Consider the following 17266-nt stretch of genomic DNA (forward strand, 5'->3'; position numbering starts at 1 on the left):
GGGCAGTCAAAGACCGGCGGAGCCAACCGTCTGGCCAGTGAAACAGAACCCAAAGGAACTGATCTGCATGAGCACTGCTATGGACGAATTTGAGGCCCTCCTTAACGAGAGCCTCGAGATCGACACCCCGAATGAAGGGACTGTCGTCAAAGGCCGGGTCATCGCCATCGAGGCGGGCCAGGCCATCATCGATGTCGGCTACAAGATGGAAGGCCGCGTCGAGCTGAAAGAATTCGCGAATCCCGGCGAAGCCCCCGAAGTCGCCGTCGGCGACGAGGTCGAGGTTTATCTGGAGCGCGTCGAGAATGCCCGCGGCGAAGCCGTGGTCAGCCGCGAGAAGGCCCGCCGCGAAGCCGCGTGGGACCGTCTGGAAAAAGCCTACGAAAAAGAAGAGCGTGTCGAAGGCGCGATCTTCGGCCGCGTCAAGGGTGGCTTCACCGTCGATCTGGGTGGCGCGGTCGCGTTCCTGCCCGGCTCGCAGGTTGACGTGCGCCCGGTGCGCGATGCCGGCCCGCTGATGGGTCTGAAGCAGCCGTTCCAGATCCTGAAAATGGATCGCCGTCGCGGCAACATCGTCGTCTCGCGCCGTGCCATTCTGGAAGAATCGCGCGCCGAACAGCGCGCCGAGGTCATCGGCAAGCTGGCCGAAGGTCAGGTTCTGGATGGCGTGGTCAAGAACATCACCGAATATGGTGCGTTCGTCGATCTGGGCGGCGTTGACGGCCTGCTGCACGTCACCGACATGGCATGGCGCCGCATCAACCACCCGTCGGAAGTCCTGTCGATCGGCCAGAACCTCAAGGTTCAGGTCATCAAGATCAACAAGGAAACCCACCGCATCAGCCTCGGCATCAAGCAGCTGCAGGCCGATCCGTGGGATTCGGTGGAAGCCAACTACCCGCTGGGTTCGGTCCACAAGGGCCGCGTGACCAACATCACCGATTACGGCGCGTTCGTCGAGCTGGAGCCCGGTGTCGAAGGTCTGGTCCACGTCTCGGAAATGAGCTGGACCAAGAAGAACGTGCACCCCGGCAAGATCGTGTCGACCTCGCAGGAAGTCGAAGTCATGGTGCTCGAGATCGACTCGGCCAAGCGCCGTGTCTCGCTCGGCCTCAAGCAGACCCAGCGCAACCCGTGGGAAGTCTTCGCGGAATCGCATCCCGCCGGCTCGACCATCGAAGGCGAAGTCAAGAACATCACCGAATTCGGTCTGTTCATCGGCCTCGACGGCGATATCGACGGCATGGTCCACCTGTCGGACCTGTCGTGGGATCAGCGCGGCGAAGAAGCCATCCAGCAATACCGCAAGGGCGACATGGTCCAGGCGGCGGTGCTGGAAGTCGACGTCGAGCGCGAGCGTATCTCGCTGTCGATCAAGGCTCTGGGCGCCGACACCTTCTCGGAAGCCATTGACGGCGTGAAGCGCGGCTCGATCATCACGGTCGAAGTCACCGCGATCGAAGACGGCGGCATCGAGGTCGAGTACAACGGCATGAAGTCCTTCATCCGTCGTTCGGACCTGGCCCGCGACCGCGCCGACCAGCGCCCCGAGCGCTTCGGCACCGGCGACAAGGTCGATGTCCGGGTCACCTCGGTCGATTCGAAAGCCCGCAAGCTGGGCCTGTCGATCAAGGCCCGCGAGATCGCCGAAGAGAAGGAAGCCGTGGAACAATACGGCTCGTCGGATGCCGGCGCGTCGCTGGGCGACATCCTCGGTGCGGCCCTGCGCGGCAACAACTGATCGGCCCCGGCCGGAAACGATCTGGAAAAGCCCCGCGCGAGCGGGGCTTTTTCTTTGGCCCTCCGTCGCGCGATGCGTTTCGGCTTCCTCTGCACCGGCGACCGGACCCCGCGCGACTCGCCGGTCAGGACCGACGCCGTTGCCAGAGACCGATTCGCCCGCTCCGGGTCGCTCGCGGCTTGCGTTTCGCGGGCAATCCCCGATATTGACGGCGCAAACCTGCGACTTTGCGTGGTTTTCGTTGCCGGGCCTGAAACAGGGTCTATAGTCGGACCGTCGAAACCGCATCCGCAGAAGATGCGCGACCGCTGCCAGAATTTAAGCCACTCGGGGGGGGCAATGATCCGTTCGGAACTGATTCAACAGCTTGCCGAGGCTAACCCGCATCTCTACCAGCGGGACGTCGAGCGTATCGTCAACACCTTCTTCGACGAAATCATCGAAGCGCTTTCCCGCGGCGAACGGGTCGAGCTGCGAGGCTTCGGCGCGTTTTCGGTCAAACAGCGCGATGCGCGCACGGGGCGGAACCCAAGGACGGGTGAGACGGTTGAAGTGGAAGAGAAATGCGTTCCCTTCTTCAAGACCGGCAAGCTTCTGCGTGACAGGCTTAACGGGCTGGAAACCTCTAACGACGAGTAGACAACCCAGATTATGAAATACCTTCGCTACGCCCTTCTTGCCATCGTCCTCCTGTTCTGCGTCACCATTGCGCTGGCCAATCGCGCGCCCGTGACGCTGGCCTTGTGGCCCGATACCGTGACCTCGTTCCTGGGCTTCGGCTATTCGGTCACGCTGCCGCTCTTCATCATCGTCGGTCTGGCCGGCGGGCTGGGGCTGGTTCTGGGGCTCGTCTGGGAATGGCTGCGCGAACGGTCGGTGCGCGTCGAGGCCAAGCAGAACCGCCGCGAGCTGGACCGCATCCGCGCCGATCAGGGTACGCCTGCCACGACGACCGGCAGTGCGGTGGCGACGACGAAGCCCGGCAACGGCTCGCGCGATCAGGTGCTGGCAATTCTTGACGAAAAGGACGCGTGAGCAGGCGATGCCGGCTGACGTGAGGGTCAAGATCTGCGGGCTGACACGCGCGCAGGATATCGACGCCGTGGTCGCCGCCAAGGCTGCTTTTGGCGGTTTCGTCTTTTTCGCCAAATCCCCCCGCAACGTGAACGCCGCGCAGGCGCGCGCGCTGGCCCTGTCTGTGCCCGTGGGGCTGGCCCGGGTCGGGCTGTTCGTCGATCCCGACGATGCGTTTCTGGATGCCGTGCTGGCCGAGGTGCCGCTCGACATCCTGCAGCTTCACGGCAAGGAAAGCCCCGAGCGCGTGCAGGCCCTGCGCGCGCGTCACGGTCTGCCGGTGATGAAGGCGGTGGGGGTGGCCGATGACGGCGACCTTGACGCGCTTACGACCTATGGCCGGGTGGCCGACATGCTTCTGGTCGATGCCAAACCGCCCCGGAACGCCAAACTGCCGGGCGGCAACGGGCTGGCCTTCGACTGGCGGCTGATCGCCGGGCGGCGCTGGCCGGTGCCGTGGATGCTGGCGGGCGGCCTGACGCCCGACAACGTGGCCGAGGCCGTCGCGCTGACCGGCGCGCGGCAGGTCGACGTGTCCTCGGGCGTGGAAAGCGCGCCGGGGGTCAAGGATGCCGCGCTGATCGCCCGCTTCGTCGGGGCCGCGCACGGCTGATCGCCGCTCAGCTTTCGCGTTCGACGATCTTGCCGAAGGGCGCGCTGGACTCGGTGTCCTCCACCAGCTCGGCGGGCGAGACGATGCGCGCGGTGGGGCGGGCGACAGGGTCGGACTTGTCCTCGGGCAGCGCGAAAGTGACGATCAGGCCGCTGGCCTGCAAGCCGGCCGACACGATGCCGACCTGGCCCGTGGCCGAAAGCGGGTCGGGGGTGGGGGCAGGGGCAGAAGGATTGCCGAGCGCGGGCGCCGCGAGGGTCATGAGGGCCAGCGCGCAGGCCGCGAGGGAAGCCGGATGGCGGGGCATGGAACACTCCGTGATAGGAGCCCGCGCCGCGGCGATCCAGCTTGCGGAAGGATAAATCGCCGCGGCGGGGCTTTCCTGACAAACGCGTGAGAGCGCAAAAGGTTTCACGGCGATGTGAGGAATACTTCATCCCCGGCCCGAACCCGCTGAAAACCCGGACATTCTGTCGCAACTCTCGGGGTGCCGGATGTCGCGGGGCCGCGCCTTCGCTGGCTTGAAGCCCGTGTCCCGGGTGCTAGGTTTGCCGACATGGAACCGTCCCCCAAGGAGCCCAAACGCAGCCGGCGCGTGTCGCCGTTCACCCGCGGATCCATGTTGATCGGCAGTGTTGCGCTGGTGTTCCTGCTGGGGATCGGAAGCTGGCGCAACCTCTCGGCGCCGGCGGATCCGGCCCGGCTGGATGCCGAGCTCAGGCAGGCCATCGGCCTGTGTCAGCCGACCCGCATCGCTGCGCTGATCGCCGACGGCGCGGATGTGAACCGCGAGACCGTGCCCGGTGCCGGCGGTTCGGGCTTGGTCGATGACGCCGGCGTTTTTCCGGCCGTGCCTGCGGGCAGCCGCCCGATAGACGCCTATGCGCGCTGCGAGACGCCCGAGACGCTGGCCACGCTTCAGGCGGCGGGTGTCGATCTGCAACCGCATATGCGGCGCCTGGCGGATCAGGCGATGATGCCGCCGCGCCCCGAAGTGTTTCGATGGCTCTTGCAGAACGGGCTGTCGCCCGAGGCCCGCTGGCGCACGCTTGAAGGGTGGGAGACGCTGTGCCACCGTGTCGCGCGGCGCGGGCAGATCGAATTGTTGCGCATCCTGCAGGAGGAAGGCGCAGATCTGTCGCTGCCCGACAGCGAGAACATGACGCCGCTCGCGCGGGTCGAGCGCGTGATCGAGCAACATGCGGCCCGGCTCTCCGCCGATCCGCAGGGGCAGGAGATCCTCGACGGCGGTTTCGACCCGCGTGCCTTGTATATCGACGTGATTGCCTTGTTGCAGCAGGCCACCGGAACAGAGTAGTCAGAAGCGAGACACGAGGGACCCCATGCCAGACGATCTGATCAATTCCTTCATGACCGGCCCCGACGAGACGGGCCGTTTCGGCATCTTCGGAGGCCGCTTCGTCAGCGAGACGCTGATGCCGCTGATCCTGGAATTGGAAGCGGAATACGAGCGCGCCAAGACCGACCCGGATTTCTGGGCCGAGATGGACGATCTGTGGAAGCACTATGTCGGCCGTCCCTCGCCGCTTTATTACGCCGAGCGGATGACCGAAGAGCTGGGCGGCGCCAAGATCTATCTGAAGCGCGAAGAGCTGAACCATACCGGCGCGCACAAGATCAACAACGTGCTGGGGCAGATCCTGCTTGCCCGCCGCATGGGCAAGAAACGCATCATCGCCGAAACGGGCGCCGGTCAGCACGGCGTGGCGACGGCGACGGTCTGCGCCAAGTTCGGGCTGCAATGCATCGTCTATATGGGCGCGACCGATGTCGAGCGTCAGGCGCCCAACGTGTTCCGCATGAAGCTTCTGGGCGCCGAAGTGGTGCCGGTGACCTCGGGGCGCGGCACGCTGAAAGACGCGATGAACGACGCGCTGCGCGACTGGGTGACCAATGTGCGCGATACGTTCTATTGCATCGGCACGGTGGCGGGCCCGCATCCCTATCCGGCCATGGTGCGCGATTTCCAGTCGATCATCGGCAAGGAAACCCGCTGGCAGCTGGAAGAGCACGAAGGCAAGGGCCGACTGCCCGATACGATCATCGCCGCGGTGGGCGGCGGGTCGAACGCGATGGGCCTGTTCCACCCGTTCCTTGACGACAAGTCGGTCGACATCATCGGTGTCGAGGCCGGCGGCCACGGCGTCGACGACCGGATGGAGCATTGCGCCTCGCTGACCGGCGGGCGCCCGGGCGTGCTGCATGGCAACCGCACCTATCTGCTGCAGGACGAGGACGGGCAGATCCTGGAGGGGCATTCGATCTCGGCCGGGCTGGATTACCCGGGGATCGGGCCCGAGCATAGCTGGCTGCACGATATCGGCCGGGCGAAATACGTCTCGATCACCGATGACGAGGCGCTGGACGCGTTTCAGTTCTGCTGCCGGACCGAGGGGATCATTCCCGCGCTGGAAAGCAGCCACGCGCTGGCCCATGTGATGAAGATCGCGCCCGATCTGCCCAGGGAACATATCATCGTCATCAACCTGTCGGGCCGCGGCGACAAGGATATCTTCACGGTGGCCAAGCATCTCGATGTCCACATGAAGGTCTGAGCGGCGTTCCGATCAGCGAAACAACGCGCAAGGCGGCCTCCGGGGCCGCCTTTTGCATGGCGTGGCGGGAACGGGCGGGGCAGGTTCGCGTTGGTCCGGGACTGGCTGGCAGAGACGCCAGAGCCGCATGAAGGAGACAATGATGACCAACCGTATCGCCGCCCTGCTGCCTGCTTCCGCGCTGGCGCTTGCTGTCCTGACGGCCGCGCCGCTGCTGGCGCAGAGCGCCGCGCCGCTCGATCCCGAGCATCTGCGCGAGCAGTTCCAGTCGGGCGGCTGGGATTCCGTGCAGGTCGAGTCCGACGACGCCACGGTCGAGGTCGAAGCCCGGCGCGGCGGGATGGAGCTGGACGTGACCTATGACCGCGCCTCGGGCATGGTGCGCGATCTGGAGATCGAGAATTCCGACGGCCGCCCGGTGATGATCCCCGGCCTGACGCTGACCCCGGCGGCATGACCGCGCGGGCTTCGCGGGCAGGCCCCGTGACCTTTTGTCAGTGAAAAGGGCAGGGCGGCCGAAGCGACGCTCCCGCCCGCCCACCCCGCGCGCTTCGGCCGCCCCCTCTGGAGCCCGCGGGTTTTTCCAGGCCGGCAGGCCGACAGAAGATTGCTTAACGCAGGATCGGCGGACCGAAGCCAGTATCGTCGCGCAGATTGGGCACGCCCTTGGTCGTCCCGGGGACCAGCCCCGCGCGCAGGCTGCGCCCGATCCGGTGCGCCAGCGCCGACCATGCCGTTGCGGTTTCCGCCGGCAGATGCTTGTGCAGCACCATGTCGAAGAGCCCGAGCCACGGCTCGAACATGCCGGGCCGCACGTCGCCCGCCCGCGCATGGACCTGCATCGGGTTGCCGTCATAGCTGCGTTCGAACAGGATCGCGTTGCGCCAGAAGCCGGCGATCTTGGCCTCATGCGCGGGCCAGTCGCTGACGTGGCGCGCAAAGACCGGGCCCAGCCCCGGATGCTGACGCACCAGCGCGTAGAACTCGGTCACGACTAGGTCGATCTGTTCGGGTGTTATCGGAAAGCGCGGCTCTATCATCCTCCTGACATGCGCCCGGTGCGCATGTTTGGCAAGATCCGCAAGGCCCCCCGCGCCGAGGTGTCGCGCCCTGGCCAGGCCCGTCCCCGCCTGTCGAGGTAAAGGTCGAGGTCATGCACGCAGCCACCGGCCCGGTCGTCCCGGAACACGCAACGCGCGAAACGGACGTGTCGTATTCCGCCTTGGCGCGTATGGGCGGATCTGCGAAACACCGCAAATTCCCTGCGCTTGTTCAATAAGCCGCCTGAATCCTTTCACATTCTGGGATCAAACCATGAACGCCCGGTAAATTTTCCTGCCGGATCGGTTGCCGGGACTTTTGCGAATCGGCCGCTTGGGTGACGCTGGGGCAATGTTATTTAAAAGAAGGAGATCGTTATGAGCATACTCACCCAAAGCCTTCCCCTGTCCGCCGCCATCGGGCGGGGCGCCCGGTGGCTCGGCGCCTGCCTGCTGGGCGCAGGCCTCGTGACGGCGGCGCCGGCCGTCGCGCAGGACGGAACCTCTGCGGCCCCCGAAACCTCGACCAACGCGGTCTACGAAGTCGGCTGGATGCGCTGGATCCAGTACTGGACGAACTCGGCGCTCTATAGCGGCGGCGTGGGCCTGCGCAACCGCGGCCATGGCGCGATCGAGATTTCGGGCATCCCCGCGGGCGCCGAGGTCCGCAACGGCTATCTTTACTGGAACATCATCACCTCGGGCGAGCCGGGGCCGGGACAGCGCATCCTGTACATTCAGCGCCTCTACCCGGACCGTTCGGGCTTTTACCGCCTGACCGGCACGCAGGTCGGGCAGGGGGCCAGCCCGTGCTGGGGGGGCAGCTACAACACCGTCTACCGCACTTGGGTCGGGTCGAACATCATCACCGGCAACGGCACCTACGGTCTGACCGTGCCGCGCTGGGCCTTCGGGCACACGGACGGTTCGCTGCCCTGGGGCAATGTCTCGCATCCGTCGATCAACGGCGCTTCGCTTTTCGTGATCACCACGGGCGACCGCTATGTGTCGATCTACGATCAGCCGATGGCGGGGCAGATGTTCTACAGCTATGACGGGCTCAGCGTGAATGCCGCCTCGCCCTGGCCCGCGCGCGACAGCTATTCGACGATCCTGCATTTCGCGCAATCGGACGGCCAGTACGGCAATCCGGGCCTGTCGCTGTCAACGGCTGTCGCGTCCGAGAACGTGCAGGTGAACGGCACCTATATCTCGGGACCGATGTCGACGCGCCGGACCGATGGCGACTGGAACGGCGATGCTGGCGGTTCCTATGCGCAGCTGTGGGATCATGTCGTCCACGATGTCAGCGGCGTGGTGCAGTCGGGTGACACCTATGTCGCGATCCAGCATGGGGGTGATACCGGGTCGAGCGATTGCCTGGTGCCCGTGGCGCTCGGGATGGAGCGCTACTGACCCCGGTTCCGGTTCTTCGGTCCGCAAGCGAGACCGCGCGCAGCTTCCGGGTTGCGCGCGGTTTTTTCCGCGGTGCGCTCAGCCCTGCGCCGTGTCGGTCGCGTAGAGGCGCAGCACCGAAAGCGGCACGATATCGAGCGTGCGCAGATGCGTCGCGCGCAGCCGGATGCGGGGCGCGGCGCCTTCTTCATGCGCCTGCAGGAACCGGCCCGCGCAAAGACACCAGCTGTCGCCGGGTTTGAGCCCGGCGAAACCGTATTCGGGGCGCGGCGTGGACAGGTCGTTGCCCAGATATTTCGACAGCGCGAGAAATTCGGCGGTCATCTCGGCGCAGACCGTGTGCAGGCCGTGATCCTGCGGCCCGGTCTCGCAGCAGCCCGAGCGGAAGAAGCCGGTGAGCGGGTCGCGCGAACAATCTTCAAGCGCGCCGCCCAGCACGTTGATCGAGGCTTCCTTCATCGGAAATTTTCCTTGCCGGCTGTGCCGGTCTCAGCTTGTGGGTAAAGGCGTGCAGGTCTGGGTGTCGGCATCGAGGCTCTGGCCCTCGGGGCAGGAAACGGGCCGCGACGACTCGCAGGCATGCTGGGCCATGGCGAGGGTCGGTGCAGTGAGCACGAGCATGGTCAGAACCGTAAGGCGGGTCAATGGGCGGGTCAGCATGGTCGGGGACATCGGGCACCTCGGGGCTGTGGTGACCCCGACCCTAGCATGGATTGGCCGGCCTGTGTGGAATGTTCACGGCCCGTTGTGTCCCGCGCGGCTCTGGCGTTCCGGGCTCATGTCGGATCGGGCGACAGCGCGCGGGCGATGGCCCGGAACAGCGCGACTTTCTCAAGCGTGACCTCGCGCGTCGAAAAGCCCCGGTCGGCGGCGTTGACGGCGATCACCACGCCGCGCGGGCGGTCGATCCAGATTTCCTGTCCATAGACACCGCGCGCCCAGATCTCTCCCGGTTCCGCCTCGGGCGGGAGCCACCATTGATAGCCATAGCCGGTGCCCAGCTCGGCCTCGAAAGCCCCCGGTGCGGTGCTTTCCGCGATCCAGTCCGGGGGTACCAGCTGACGCCCCTGCCACGCGCCGTTCTGCGCGACCAGAAGCCCCAGCCGCGCGTAATCCCGCGTCGTCAGGTTCAGCCCGCCCAGAACGAACGCCACGCCGTCGCCATCGGTGACGTAATAGCCGTCGCGCTCCAGCCCCAGCGGGCGCAGCAGGCGCTCATCCATCAGTTCGGGGATCGAACGGCCCGTGGCGCCGCGAATGACCATGCCGATCACATGCGTGTCGAGCGAGACATAGGCCCAGTCGCTGCCCGGCGGTCCGCGCCGCGCGGTCTGGCCGATGGTGAAGCCGTCCATCGAGCCGCCCATGGCCAGCACCCGGCCCATGCGGTTGATGTCGGACCAGAAGTCCATGTAATCCTCGTCGAAAGACACGCCCGACTGCATCTGCAGAACCTGCCGGATTGTCGCCCGCGCATAGGCCGAGCCGCGCAGTTCCGGCGCGTAATCGGTGACGGGGACGTCCAGATCGGGGATCGTGCCATCGGCGACCAGCGTGCCCAGCAGCAGCGACAGCGCGCTTTTCGCCACCGACCACGAGATGCGCAGATCGTCGCGCCCGGTGCCGAGGCGGTACTCTTCGAACACCACGGCGCCGTCATGCAGCACCACCATGCCCGTCACCGAGCGCTGCGTCATCCATGTCTCGAGCCCGTCAGGCATCGCGGCGCCGGGCCCCTGCGGCAGGACCGAAGGCGTGCCGCCGTCAAGCAGGACGGACTGGAACATCGTGTCCATCTGCGAGAAATTCTCGACGATGCGGTCGGCATCGAACAGCGAATTGACGGCCCAGAGGCGCATGACCTCGTCGCGTTTCCAAAGACCCAGCGCGGCCAATACCACGACAAGCACCACCAGAACCCAACCCAGCCGCCTGAGAATTTTGCGCATGTCACACTCCTCCGATCCGGCCAATGTCGCAGGCTGGGCGGCAATCGCAAGGGTCGCGTGCATGCCGTCTTGACCGGAACGCGGCGCGGCCCTATCTGCGCGCTGCACCGCGCCTGACAGGCGGTGTTTCCGGGTCCCGCGCGGGCAGGTGATGCCCCCCGGCTCCCCCTTTTGGACATGGCAGACGATGGCGGCTTGGGCGTCAACCTCGGGCGATCTGATCGTGGATCGGCGGTACGAATTTGCCGAGGCGCTGGCTGCGGGCGGCGACCGGGCCGGCGCAGTCGACTTGCTGGCGCAGGCGCTCGAGCTTGCGCCGCTCTGGGCGGCGGGCTGGTTCCGGCTGGGCGAATGGCTGGACGACCTGGGGCGCACCGACGAAGCCTGCGCCGCCTGGGACCGCGCCACCGCCGCCGATCCCGCCGACCGGCTGGGCGCGGGGCTGAAGCGCGATCTAGCGCGCAAGGTGCCGATGGTCGAGACGATGCCGCAAGCCTTCGTCGAGGCGCTGTTCGACCAATATGCCGAGCGTTTCGATACCGCGCTGGTCGACAAGCTGGGCTACCGCGCGCCATGGCTTCTGCGTGATGCGCTGTCGCGCGCGCATCCGGGGCGGCGCTTTGCGCGGGCGATGGATCTGGGCTGCGGCACGGGGCTTGCGGGCGAGGTGCTGCGCGGCTCGGTCGACTGGCTGGAGGGGTGTGACCTGTCGGCCGCCATGCTGGCGCAGGCGCAGGCCAAGGGGCTTTACGACCGGCTGGACAAGGCCGACCTGTCCGCGCTGGAAATCGGCGCGACCTACGATCTGATCCTTGCCGCCGATGTCTTCGTCTATCTGGGCGCGCTGGAACGCATCGTCGCGTGGTGCGCGGGCTCGCTGGCGCCGGGCGGCGTGCTGGCCTTCAGCGCCGAGGCGGGTGAGGCGCCGCTCACCCTGCGCGAAAGCCGCCGCTTCGCCCATTCGCAGGATTACCTGCAGGGCGTGCTGACGGCGGCGGGCTTCACCGGGATCCGGCTTGAGCGCGCGGTGCTGCGCCACGACCGGGGCGCGGCGATCGAGGGCTTCATCGTCACCGCCAGCGCCCCCATGGCGCTGCGCGACCTGCAGGGCGACGGCGAGGACGCGGCGCTGGTCTGATCATTGACCTTCCCGTCCGGCCCGGCGCAAATCACCGGATGGGAGATTTTTCGAACCGACTCACCCGCGCGCCTCTGCCCTTCGACACGGAAGCGGCGGCGGATATCGCGCAGACCTTCGCCGATCTTGCCCCCGAGCTGCGCGATCTTCTGGGCGGCACGGCGGGCTGCAGCCCGTTCCTGAAAGGCCTGATCGAGCGCGACGCCGACTGGCTGCGAGAGGCGCTGTCCCAAGGCCCCGAAGCGGCGATGGCTGACCTCATGGCCGCTCTGGTGCCGCAGGGCCCCTCCGAGACCGGATCGGCGCTGCGGCTGGGCAAGCGGCGCATTGCACTGCTGGCCGCGCTCGCCGATCTGGGCGGCCTGTGGTCGCTGGAAGAGGTGACGGGCGCGCTGACCCGCTTTGCCGATGCCGCCGTCCACCGCGCCTTCGCCACCCATCTGGCCGAGGAAATCCGCCGCAAGAAGATCCCCGGCGCGCAGCCGGGGGACGAGGAACGCGGCGCGGGCATGGTGGCCTTCGCGATGGGCAAGATGGGCGCGGGCGAGCTGAATTATTCGTCCGATATCGACCTGATCTGCCTGTTCGACGAAAGCCGCTTCGACCCCGACGACTGGCACGAGGCGCGGCAGGCCTTCATCCGCGCGACGCGCAAGGCCTCGGCGATGCTGAACGACCCGACGGGCGAGGGCTATGTCTTCCGCACCGACCTGCGGCTCAGGCCCGATGCATCGGTCACACCGGTCTGTATCTCGATGGATGCGGCCGAGCGGTATTACGAAAGCCTTGGCCGGACATGGGAGCGCGCGGCCTGGATCAAGGCGCGGCCCTGCGCGGGCGATCTGGAGGCGGGCGCGAAGTTCCAGGAGGTGCTGCGCCCCTTCGTCTGGCGCCGGCATCTGGATTTCTGGGCAATCGAGGACGCCTATGACATGATTCGCCGGATCCGCGAGCACAAGGGCCTGTCGGGACCGCTGGCGCTGGAATCGCATAACCTGAAACTGGGGCGCGGCGGGATCCGTGAGATCGAGTTCTTCACCCAGACCCGCCAGCTGATCGCGGGCGGGCGCGACCCGGCGTTGCGGCATCGCGACACGGTCGGCGCGCTCGCGGCCCTGTCGGACAAGGGCTGGGTGCCCGAAGCCGTCACCACGCAGCTGACCGATGCCTACCGCGCGCATCGCGAACTCGAACACCGGCTGCAGATGGTGCATGACGCGCAGACCCAGATCCTGCCGCGCACGCCCGAGGAATGGGACCGCATCGCCCGGTTCTCGGGGCAGGGCGACACCGAGGCTTTCCGCAAGGACCTGCGCGCGCGGCTCGAAGCCGTCATCGAGCTGACCGAGGATTTCTTCCAGCCCGGCGAAACCGGCGCCGAGGCACAGGCACCGACCCCGCGCCCGGTGCTGAGCGACCAGCAGCGCGGCATCGTGCAGGGCTGGCGCGCCTATCCGGCGCTGCGCTCGAACCGCGCGCAGGACATCTTCGCCCGGCTCGAACCCGAGATCCTGAACCGGCTGCTCAAGGCCCCGGTGCCCGACGATGCGATCGTCAATTTCGACCGATTCCTGGCCGGGTTGCCCGCGGGCGTGCAGCTTTTCTCGCTGCTCGAGGCCAATCCGACGCTTATCGACCTTCTGGGCGATATCCTGTCGACCGCGCCTGCGCTGGGCCAGTACCTGTCGCGCAATGCCGAGGTCTTCGAAGCGGTCATTGCCGGGCGCTTCTTTTCGGACTGGCCGGGACGCGACGAGCTGACACAGGGCCTGATCACGCGGCTCGACAGTGAACCCGATTACGAAGCCCGGCTCGATGCCGCGCGCGCCTGGATGAAGGACTGGCATTTCCGCATCGGCGTTCACCATCTGCGCGGCCTGATCGACAGTTTTGAAGCGGCCAAGCAATATGCCGATCTGGCCGATGCCGTGCTGGCGGCGATCTGGCCGGTGGTCGGCGCCGAGTTCGCCCGCAAACACGGCCCAGCGCCCGGGCGCGGCGCGGTGGTGCTGGGGATGGGATCGCTGGGCAGCGGACGGCTCAACGCGACCTCGGATCTCGACCTGATCGTGATCTATGACGCGGACGGCGAGGAAAGCTCGGAAGGGCCCCGGCCCCTGGGTGCGCGGGCGTATTTCGCGCGGCTGACGCAGGCGATGGTGACGGCGCTGTCGGCGCCGATGGCGCAGGGGCGGCTATACGAGGTCGATATGCGGCTGCGCCCTTCCGGTCGGCAGGGTCCCGTGGCGACCGCGCTCAGTGCCTTCAAGAGCTACCAGTCGGGCGAGGCCTGGACATGGGAGCATCTGGCGCTGACCCGCGCCCGCCGTGTCGCGGGATCGGTGGCGCTGGGCGACGAGGTCGAAGCTTTCCGCCGCGACCTGCTGGCCGAGAAGGCGAAAGGCGAGACGCTGCGCGCCGATGTCGCCGCGATGCGCGCGCGGCTGAGATCGGCGAAGCCTTCGGAAGGCGCGCTCGACGCGAAGAACGGTCCGGGGCGTCTGCAGGATATCGAGCTGCTGGCGCAGACGCTGGCACTGCAATCGGCCGCGCCCGCGCGCCGGATCGAAGCCCAGCTCGCCGCCGGCAAACGCGGGGGCCTGATCGGCGGGGCCGAGGAAGACGCGCTCGGCGCGGCCTACCGGCTCTTGTGGCACCTGCACGGCGCGACGCGGCTGCTGGCCGACCGGGTTCTGGACCCCGACGCGCTGGGCGAGGGAGCGCGCGCGCTCGTGCTGCGCGAAACGGCCAGCGAGGATCTGGACGCGCTGCTCACGCGGCTGGAAAGCGCCACCGCCGAGAGCGCCCGGCTGATCGACGGGCTGCTCGACGGACTGCTCGACGACGCGGCAGAGCCGGCCGCAGATCCGGGCGCTGACTGAGGGCCCCGTCGGAGCATCGCGGCCGGTTTCGGGCAAAAAAAGTTAGGGACAGTCAGACCGGAACGCCGCGAAACTCGCGAAGCCGAAGAGGGGGCGGACAGCCCCCTTTCCCGGCAAGCCGCCGCTGCCGCGGGCAGGCAGGCGGAACAGCCTTAACCCGTCGCGCCCCGCGTCTCGATCATCCGTGCCATCAGCGCCGCGCCGAGCGGCAGCGTCGCATCGTCGAAGACAAAGCCCGGATTATGCACCGCGACGCCGCTGCCATGCCCCACGGTGCAATAGGCGCCCGGCACGACCTGCAGCATGTCGGCGAAATCCTCGGAGCCCATCACCGCCTCGGTCCGCTCGACCGCCCTGTCGCCGACCAGCGAAGACGCCGCGTCGAGCATCGCGCGCGATTGCTCGGCGTGGTTTTCCAGCACGTCGAAGACATTGCGCATCTCCAGGCTGACCGTGCAGCCATACGAGGCCGCCGCGCCATCGCACAGCGCTTGCAGCCGGTCGGTCACCGACTGCGCGAGGTCGCGGTTGAAGTAACGCACGGTGCCCGCCAGATGCGCGCTTTCGGGGATCACGTTATAGGCCGCGCCGGCATGGATCTGCGTGACCGAGACGACGATCCGCTCGGAGGAGGGGACATTGCGGGCGACGATGGTCTGGATCTGCCCGACCAGATGGGCGGCGATCATCAGCGCGTCGATCGAGGCTTCGGGCATCGCCGCATGCGCGCCCTGGCCGGTGACGCGGATGTCGAAGAAATTCGCCCCCGCCATGGCCGGGCCGGGTTTCAGCCCGATCTCGCCCGGCGCGTGGAAGGGTGAATTGTGCAGGGCATAGACTTCGTCGCAGGGAAAGCGTTCGAACAGGCCTTCGGCGATCATCCGCCGCGCGCCGCCCAGCCCCTCTTCGGCGGGCTGGAAGATGAACACAGCCGTCCCCGCGAAGTCCCGCGTCTCGGACAGGTAGCGCGCTGCGCCCAGAAGCATCGCGGTATGCGCGTCATGCCCGCAGGCATGCATCACCCCCGGCGTTTTCGACGCCCAGGGCAAGTTCGTGCGCTCGTCGATGGGCAGCGCATCCATATCGGCGCGCAAGCCGATGGTCCGCCCCGGCCGGTTGCCCCGGAGCACCCCGACCACGCCGGTTTCCGCGATGCCCGTCGTGACCTCGATCCCCAGCCGCTCGAGCTCGGCCGCAACGACGCCCGAGGTGCGGATTTCCTGAAATCCCAGCTCGGGATGCTGGTGCAGGTCGCGGCGGATCGCGGTCAGGTCGTCGGCGAAGTCCCGGATGCGTTGGGGGATGGTCATGGCATTCTCCTGTTGCCGGCACAGGCTGGCGCGTTGGCCGGCGGGAGGCAAGCGGCAATCGTGGGGCAGGGGGGCTGTCTGCCCCCCTCTTGGCCTGCGGCCAATTCACCCCCCGAGGATATTTGTGGCGTAAAGATGCGGGGCGAGACAGGGCGAACCCTCTCTCAGAGGGGCCCGGTCACGGGACGGCCCGCTTGACCCGCCGGGGGCGAGGCCGGTTTCACGGCGCGGCCATTCGCGTAGGTTTCGACCACGGCGCGGTCGTCGCCGAGGATCATCAGCGCGAACAGCTCGTCTTTGAGATCCTGCGCCGCCGTCATCCGCAGCGCCAGTTCGGGCGTCGCCCGGCTGTCGAGCACGACGAGATCGGCCTCGGTCCCGGCCTCGAGCGTGCCGATCCGGTCGGTCATCCCCAGCACATCGGCATTGCCCCGGGTGATCCACCAGAAGCCGGTCAGCGGGTCGAGCTTATGGTTCTGAAGCTGGGCGACGGCATAGGCCGCGCCGGCGGTTCGGAGCATCGACCAGCTCATGCCCGCGCCGATATCGGTGGCGATCCCGCAGGTGGCGCCCCGCGCATGCAGCGCCGTCTCGTCGAACAGGCCCGAGCCGAGGAACAGGTTCGAGGTCGGGCAATGGACGGCATGCGCGCCGGTTTCCGCGATGCGGTCGCGCTCGGCGTCGGACAGGTGGATCGAATGGCCCAGCAGCGACTTCGGGCCCAGCATGCCGTAGCGGTCATAGATATCCAGATACCCCTGCGCCTGTGGATAGAGCGCGCAGGCGAAGGCGATCTCGGCGTCGTTCTCGCTCAGATGGGTCTGGACGTGAAGGTCGGGATGGGCCGCGATCAGCGCCTGCGCCGCTTCCATCTGCTCGGGCGTCGAGGTGATCGCGAAGCGCGGCGAAATCACGTACGAGGCCCGTCCCCGCCCGTGCCAGCGCCCGATCAGCGCCGCGCTGTCGTCATAGGCCGATTGCGGCGTGTCCCGAAGGGCCTCGGGCGCGTTGCGGTCCATCAGCACCTTGCCGCCCAGCATCCTGAGCCCGCGCGCCCCGGCTTCCGAGAAATAGGCGTCGACCGATTCCGGATGCACCGAGCAGAAGGCCGAAGCCGTGGTCGTGCCGTTCATCAGGAGCAGGTCGAAGAACGTTGTGGCGATCCGCGCGGCATGGACGGGATCGGCGAAGCGGGTCTCGGCCGGGAAGGTATAGGTGTTGAGCCAGTCCATCAGCTGCGCGCCCCAGCTGGCGACGATCTCGCCTTGCGGGAAATGGATATGCGCGTCGATGAAGCCCGCGGTGATCAGATGCGGGCGGTGGTCGGTCACGGGGATGCCGGCGGGCGCGATGGCGGCAAAATCGCCGGTGGCGACGATCATCCCGTCGCGGATATGGACCGCGCCGTCCTCGAACCAGTCGCAGGCCGCCAGATCCGAGGGGCCTTCGGGGCGCCGGCGAAAGCTGAGCACTCGGCCGCGCAAAACCTGTTCCGTCATTCCCGCGCTCTCCCTTGCTGCGCCTTAC

At 67.3% G+C, this 17266-nt stretch carries 16 protein-coding genes; 10 read left to right on the forward strand and 6 right to left on the reverse strand.

The window, feature by feature from the left end; genetic code table 11:
• The first annotated feature begins 67 nt into the window (after positions 1-67).
• From rpsA to C4N9_RS10810, 4 genes are all read left to right on the forward strand, one after another.
• A complete protein-coding gene (gene rpsA / locus C4N9_RS10795) occupies positions 68-1741 on the forward strand; it encodes a 30S ribosomal protein S1 (protein WP_109533341.1) in 1674 nt (557 codons plus the stop codon).
• A gap of 339 nt (positions 1742-2080) precedes the next feature.
• A complete protein-coding gene (gene ihfB / locus C4N9_RS10800; protein WP_109533342.1) occupies positions 2081-2380 on the forward strand; it encodes an integration host factor subunit beta in 300 nt (99 codons plus the stop codon).
• 12 nt (positions 2381-2392) lie between these two features.
• Positions 2393-2776: a lipopolysaccharide assembly protein LapA domain-containing protein gene (locus C4N9_RS10805; RefSeq protein ID WP_109533343.1), complete on the forward strand. Its 384-nt coding sequence runs from the start codon at positions 2393-2395 to the stop codon at positions 2774-2776.
• Between the two features lie 7 nt (positions 2777-2783).
• Positions 2784-3428, forward strand: coding sequence for a phosphoribosylanthranilate isomerase (locus C4N9_RS10810; RefSeq protein ID WP_109533344.1), 645 nt, complete (start codon positions 2784-2786; stop codon positions 3426-3428).
• A gap of 7 nt (positions 3429-3435) precedes the next feature.
• Here C4N9_RS10810 and C4N9_RS10815 read toward each other — a convergent pair whose 3' ends face one another.
• A complete protein-coding gene (locus tag C4N9_RS10815) occupies positions 3436-3735 on the reverse strand; it encodes a hypothetical protein (RefSeq protein ID WP_109533345.1) in 300 nt (99 codons plus the stop codon).
• 249 nt (positions 3736-3984) lie between these two features.
• On the opposite strand from C4N9_RS10815, the gene C4N9_RS10820 reads away from it, so the two are divergent.
• The 3 genes from C4N9_RS10820 to C4N9_RS10830 all read left to right on the forward strand — a co-directional run bounded on the left by C4N9_RS10820 (position 3985) and on the right by C4N9_RS10830 (position 6461).
• The gene (locus C4N9_RS10820) at positions 3985-4746 is read left to right on the forward strand and encodes an ankyrin repeat domain-containing protein (protein WP_146195151.1); all 762 of its coding nucleotides are present in this window, start codon (positions 3985-3987) and stop codon (positions 4744-4746) included.
• Between the two features lie 25 nt (positions 4747-4771).
• Positions 4772-6004 carry a tryptophan synthase subunit beta gene (gene trpB, locus C4N9_RS10825; protein ID WP_109533347.1) on the forward strand — a complete coding sequence of 411 codons (1233 nt, stop codon included), beginning with the start codon at positions 4772-4774 and terminating at the stop codon, positions 6002-6004.
• A gap of 142 nt (positions 6005-6146) precedes the next feature.
• Positions 6147-6461, forward strand: coding sequence for a PepSY domain-containing protein (locus C4N9_RS10830; protein WP_146195152.1), 315 nt, complete (start codon positions 6147-6149; stop codon positions 6459-6461).
• Positions 6462-6615: 154 nt separating this feature from the next.
• Here C4N9_RS10830 and C4N9_RS10835 read toward each other — a convergent pair whose 3' ends face one another.
• Positions 6616-7044, reverse strand: coding sequence for a group III truncated hemoglobin (locus C4N9_RS10835; protein WP_109533349.1), 429 nt, complete (start codon positions 7042-7044; stop codon positions 6616-6618).
• Between the two features lie 378 nt (positions 7045-7422).
• Between C4N9_RS10835 and C4N9_RS10840 the strand changes: the two genes are divergently transcribed.
• Complete coding sequence (locus C4N9_RS10840) at positions 7423-8460, forward strand: hypothetical protein (protein WP_109533350.1); 1038 nt, start codon at positions 7423-7425, stop codon at positions 8458-8460.
• Between the two features lie 78 nt (positions 8461-8538).
• Here C4N9_RS10840 and C4N9_RS10845 read toward each other — a convergent pair whose 3' ends face one another.
• The gene (locus C4N9_RS10845; RefSeq protein ID WP_109533351.1) at positions 8539-8919 is read right to left on the reverse strand and encodes a DUF2237 family protein; all 381 of its coding nucleotides are present in this window, start codon (positions 8917-8919) and stop codon (positions 8539-8541) included.
• 317 nt (positions 8920-9236) lie between these two features.
• On the reverse strand, positions 9237-10409 hold the full coding sequence (locus tag C4N9_RS10850; protein WP_109533352.1) for a serine hydrolase domain-containing protein: 1173 nt from the start codon (positions 10407-10409) through the stop codon (positions 9237-9239).
• 187 nt (positions 10410-10596) lie between these two features.
• Between C4N9_RS10850 and C4N9_RS10855 the strand changes: the two genes are divergently transcribed.
• Both C4N9_RS10855 and C4N9_RS10860 read left to right on the forward strand, forming a co-directional pair.
• Positions 10597-11547, forward strand: a complete 951-nt coding sequence (locus tag C4N9_RS10855) for a class I SAM-dependent DNA methyltransferase (RefSeq protein ID WP_109533353.1) — start codon at positions 10597-10599, stop codon at positions 11545-11547.
• Between the two features lie 38 nt (positions 11548-11585).
• Positions 11586-14429 carry a bifunctional [glutamine synthetase] adenylyltransferase/[glutamine synthetase]-adenylyl-L-tyrosine phosphorylase gene (locus C4N9_RS10860; protein WP_109533354.1) on the forward strand — a complete coding sequence of 948 codons (2844 nt, stop codon included), beginning with the start codon at positions 11586-11588 and terminating at the stop codon, positions 14427-14429.
• 152 nt (positions 14430-14581) lie between these two features.
• Here the strand turns inward: C4N9_RS10860 and C4N9_RS10865 are convergent, their stop codons facing one another.
• Both C4N9_RS10865 and guaD read right to left on the reverse strand, forming a co-directional pair.
• Positions 14582-15739 (reverse strand): M20 aminoacylase family protein, encoded by a 1158-nt coding sequence (locus tag C4N9_RS10865; protein ID WP_109533355.1) that lies wholly within the window; start codon positions 15737-15739, stop codon positions 14582-14584.
• A 164-nt stretch (positions 15740-15903) separates the two neighbouring features.
• Entirely contained in the window at positions 15904-17238 is a 1335-nt protein-coding gene (gene guaD / locus C4N9_RS10870; protein WP_109533356.1) for a guanine deaminase, read from the reverse strand.
• Positions 17239-17266: the final 28 nt, after the last annotated feature.

The sequence above is a fragment of the Pararhodobacter marinus genome (genome assembly GCF_003122215.1).
GTDB lineage: Bacteria > Pseudomonadota > Alphaproteobacteria > Rhodobacterales > Rhodobacteraceae > Pararhodobacter > Pararhodobacter marinus.

Coding starts and splice junctions, on each gene's coding strand:
- C4N9_RS10805 (WP_109533343.1), top strand. CDS start 2,393: ATGAAATACCTTCGCTACGCCCTTCTTGCCATCGTCCTCCTGTTCTGC.
- ihfB (WP_109533342.1), top strand. CDS start 2,081: ATGATCCGTTCGGAACTGATTCAACAGCTTGCCGAGGCTAACCCGCAT.
- C4N9_RS10865 (WP_109533355.1), bottom strand. CDS start 15,739: ATGACCATCCCCCAACGCATCCGGGACTTCGCCGACGACCTGACCGCG.
- C4N9_RS10815 (WP_109533345.1), bottom strand. CDS start 3,735: ATGCCCCGCCATCCGGCTTCCCTCGCGGCCTGCGCGCTGGCCCTCATG.
- C4N9_RS10850 (WP_109533352.1), bottom strand. CDS start 10,409: ATGCGCAAAATTCTCAGGCGGCTGGGTTGGGTTCTGGTGGTGCTTGTC.
- C4N9_RS10835 (WP_109533349.1), bottom strand. CDS start 7,044: ATGATAGAGCCGCGCTTTCCGATAACACCCGAACAGATCGACCTAGTC.
- guaD (WP_109533356.1), bottom strand. CDS start 17,238: ATGACGGAACAGGTTTTGCGCGGCCGAGTGCTCAGCTTTCGCCGGCGC.
- C4N9_RS10860 (WP_109533354.1), top strand. CDS start 11,586: ATGGGAGATTTTTCGAACCGACTCACCCGCGCGCCTCTGCCCTTCGAC.
- C4N9_RS10820 (WP_146195151.1), top strand. CDS start 3,985: ATGGAACCGTCCCCCAAGGAGCCCAAACGCAGCCGGCGCGTGTCGCCG.
- trpB (WP_109533347.1), top strand. CDS start 4,772: ATGCCAGACGATCTGATCAATTCCTTCATGACCGGCCCCGACGAGACG.
- rpsA (WP_109533341.1), top strand. CDS start 68: ATGAGCACTGCTATGGACGAATTTGAGGCCCTCCTTAACGAGAGCCTC.
- C4N9_RS10845 (WP_109533351.1), bottom strand. CDS start 8,919: ATGAAGGAAGCCTCGATCAACGTGCTGGGCGGCGCGCTTGAAGATTGT.
- C4N9_RS10810 (WP_109533344.1), top strand. CDS start 2,784: ATGCCGGCTGACGTGAGGGTCAAGATCTGCGGGCTGACACGCGCGCAG.
- C4N9_RS10830 (WP_146195152.1), top strand. CDS start 6,147: ATGACCAACCGTATCGCCGCCCTGCTGCCTGCTTCCGCGCTGGCGCTT.
- C4N9_RS10840 (WP_109533350.1), top strand. CDS start 7,423: ATGAGCATACTCACCCAAAGCCTTCCCCTGTCCGCCGCCATCGGGCGG.
- C4N9_RS10855 (WP_109533353.1), top strand. CDS start 10,597: ATGGCGGCTTGGGCGTCAACCTCGGGCGATCTGATCGTGGATCGGCGG.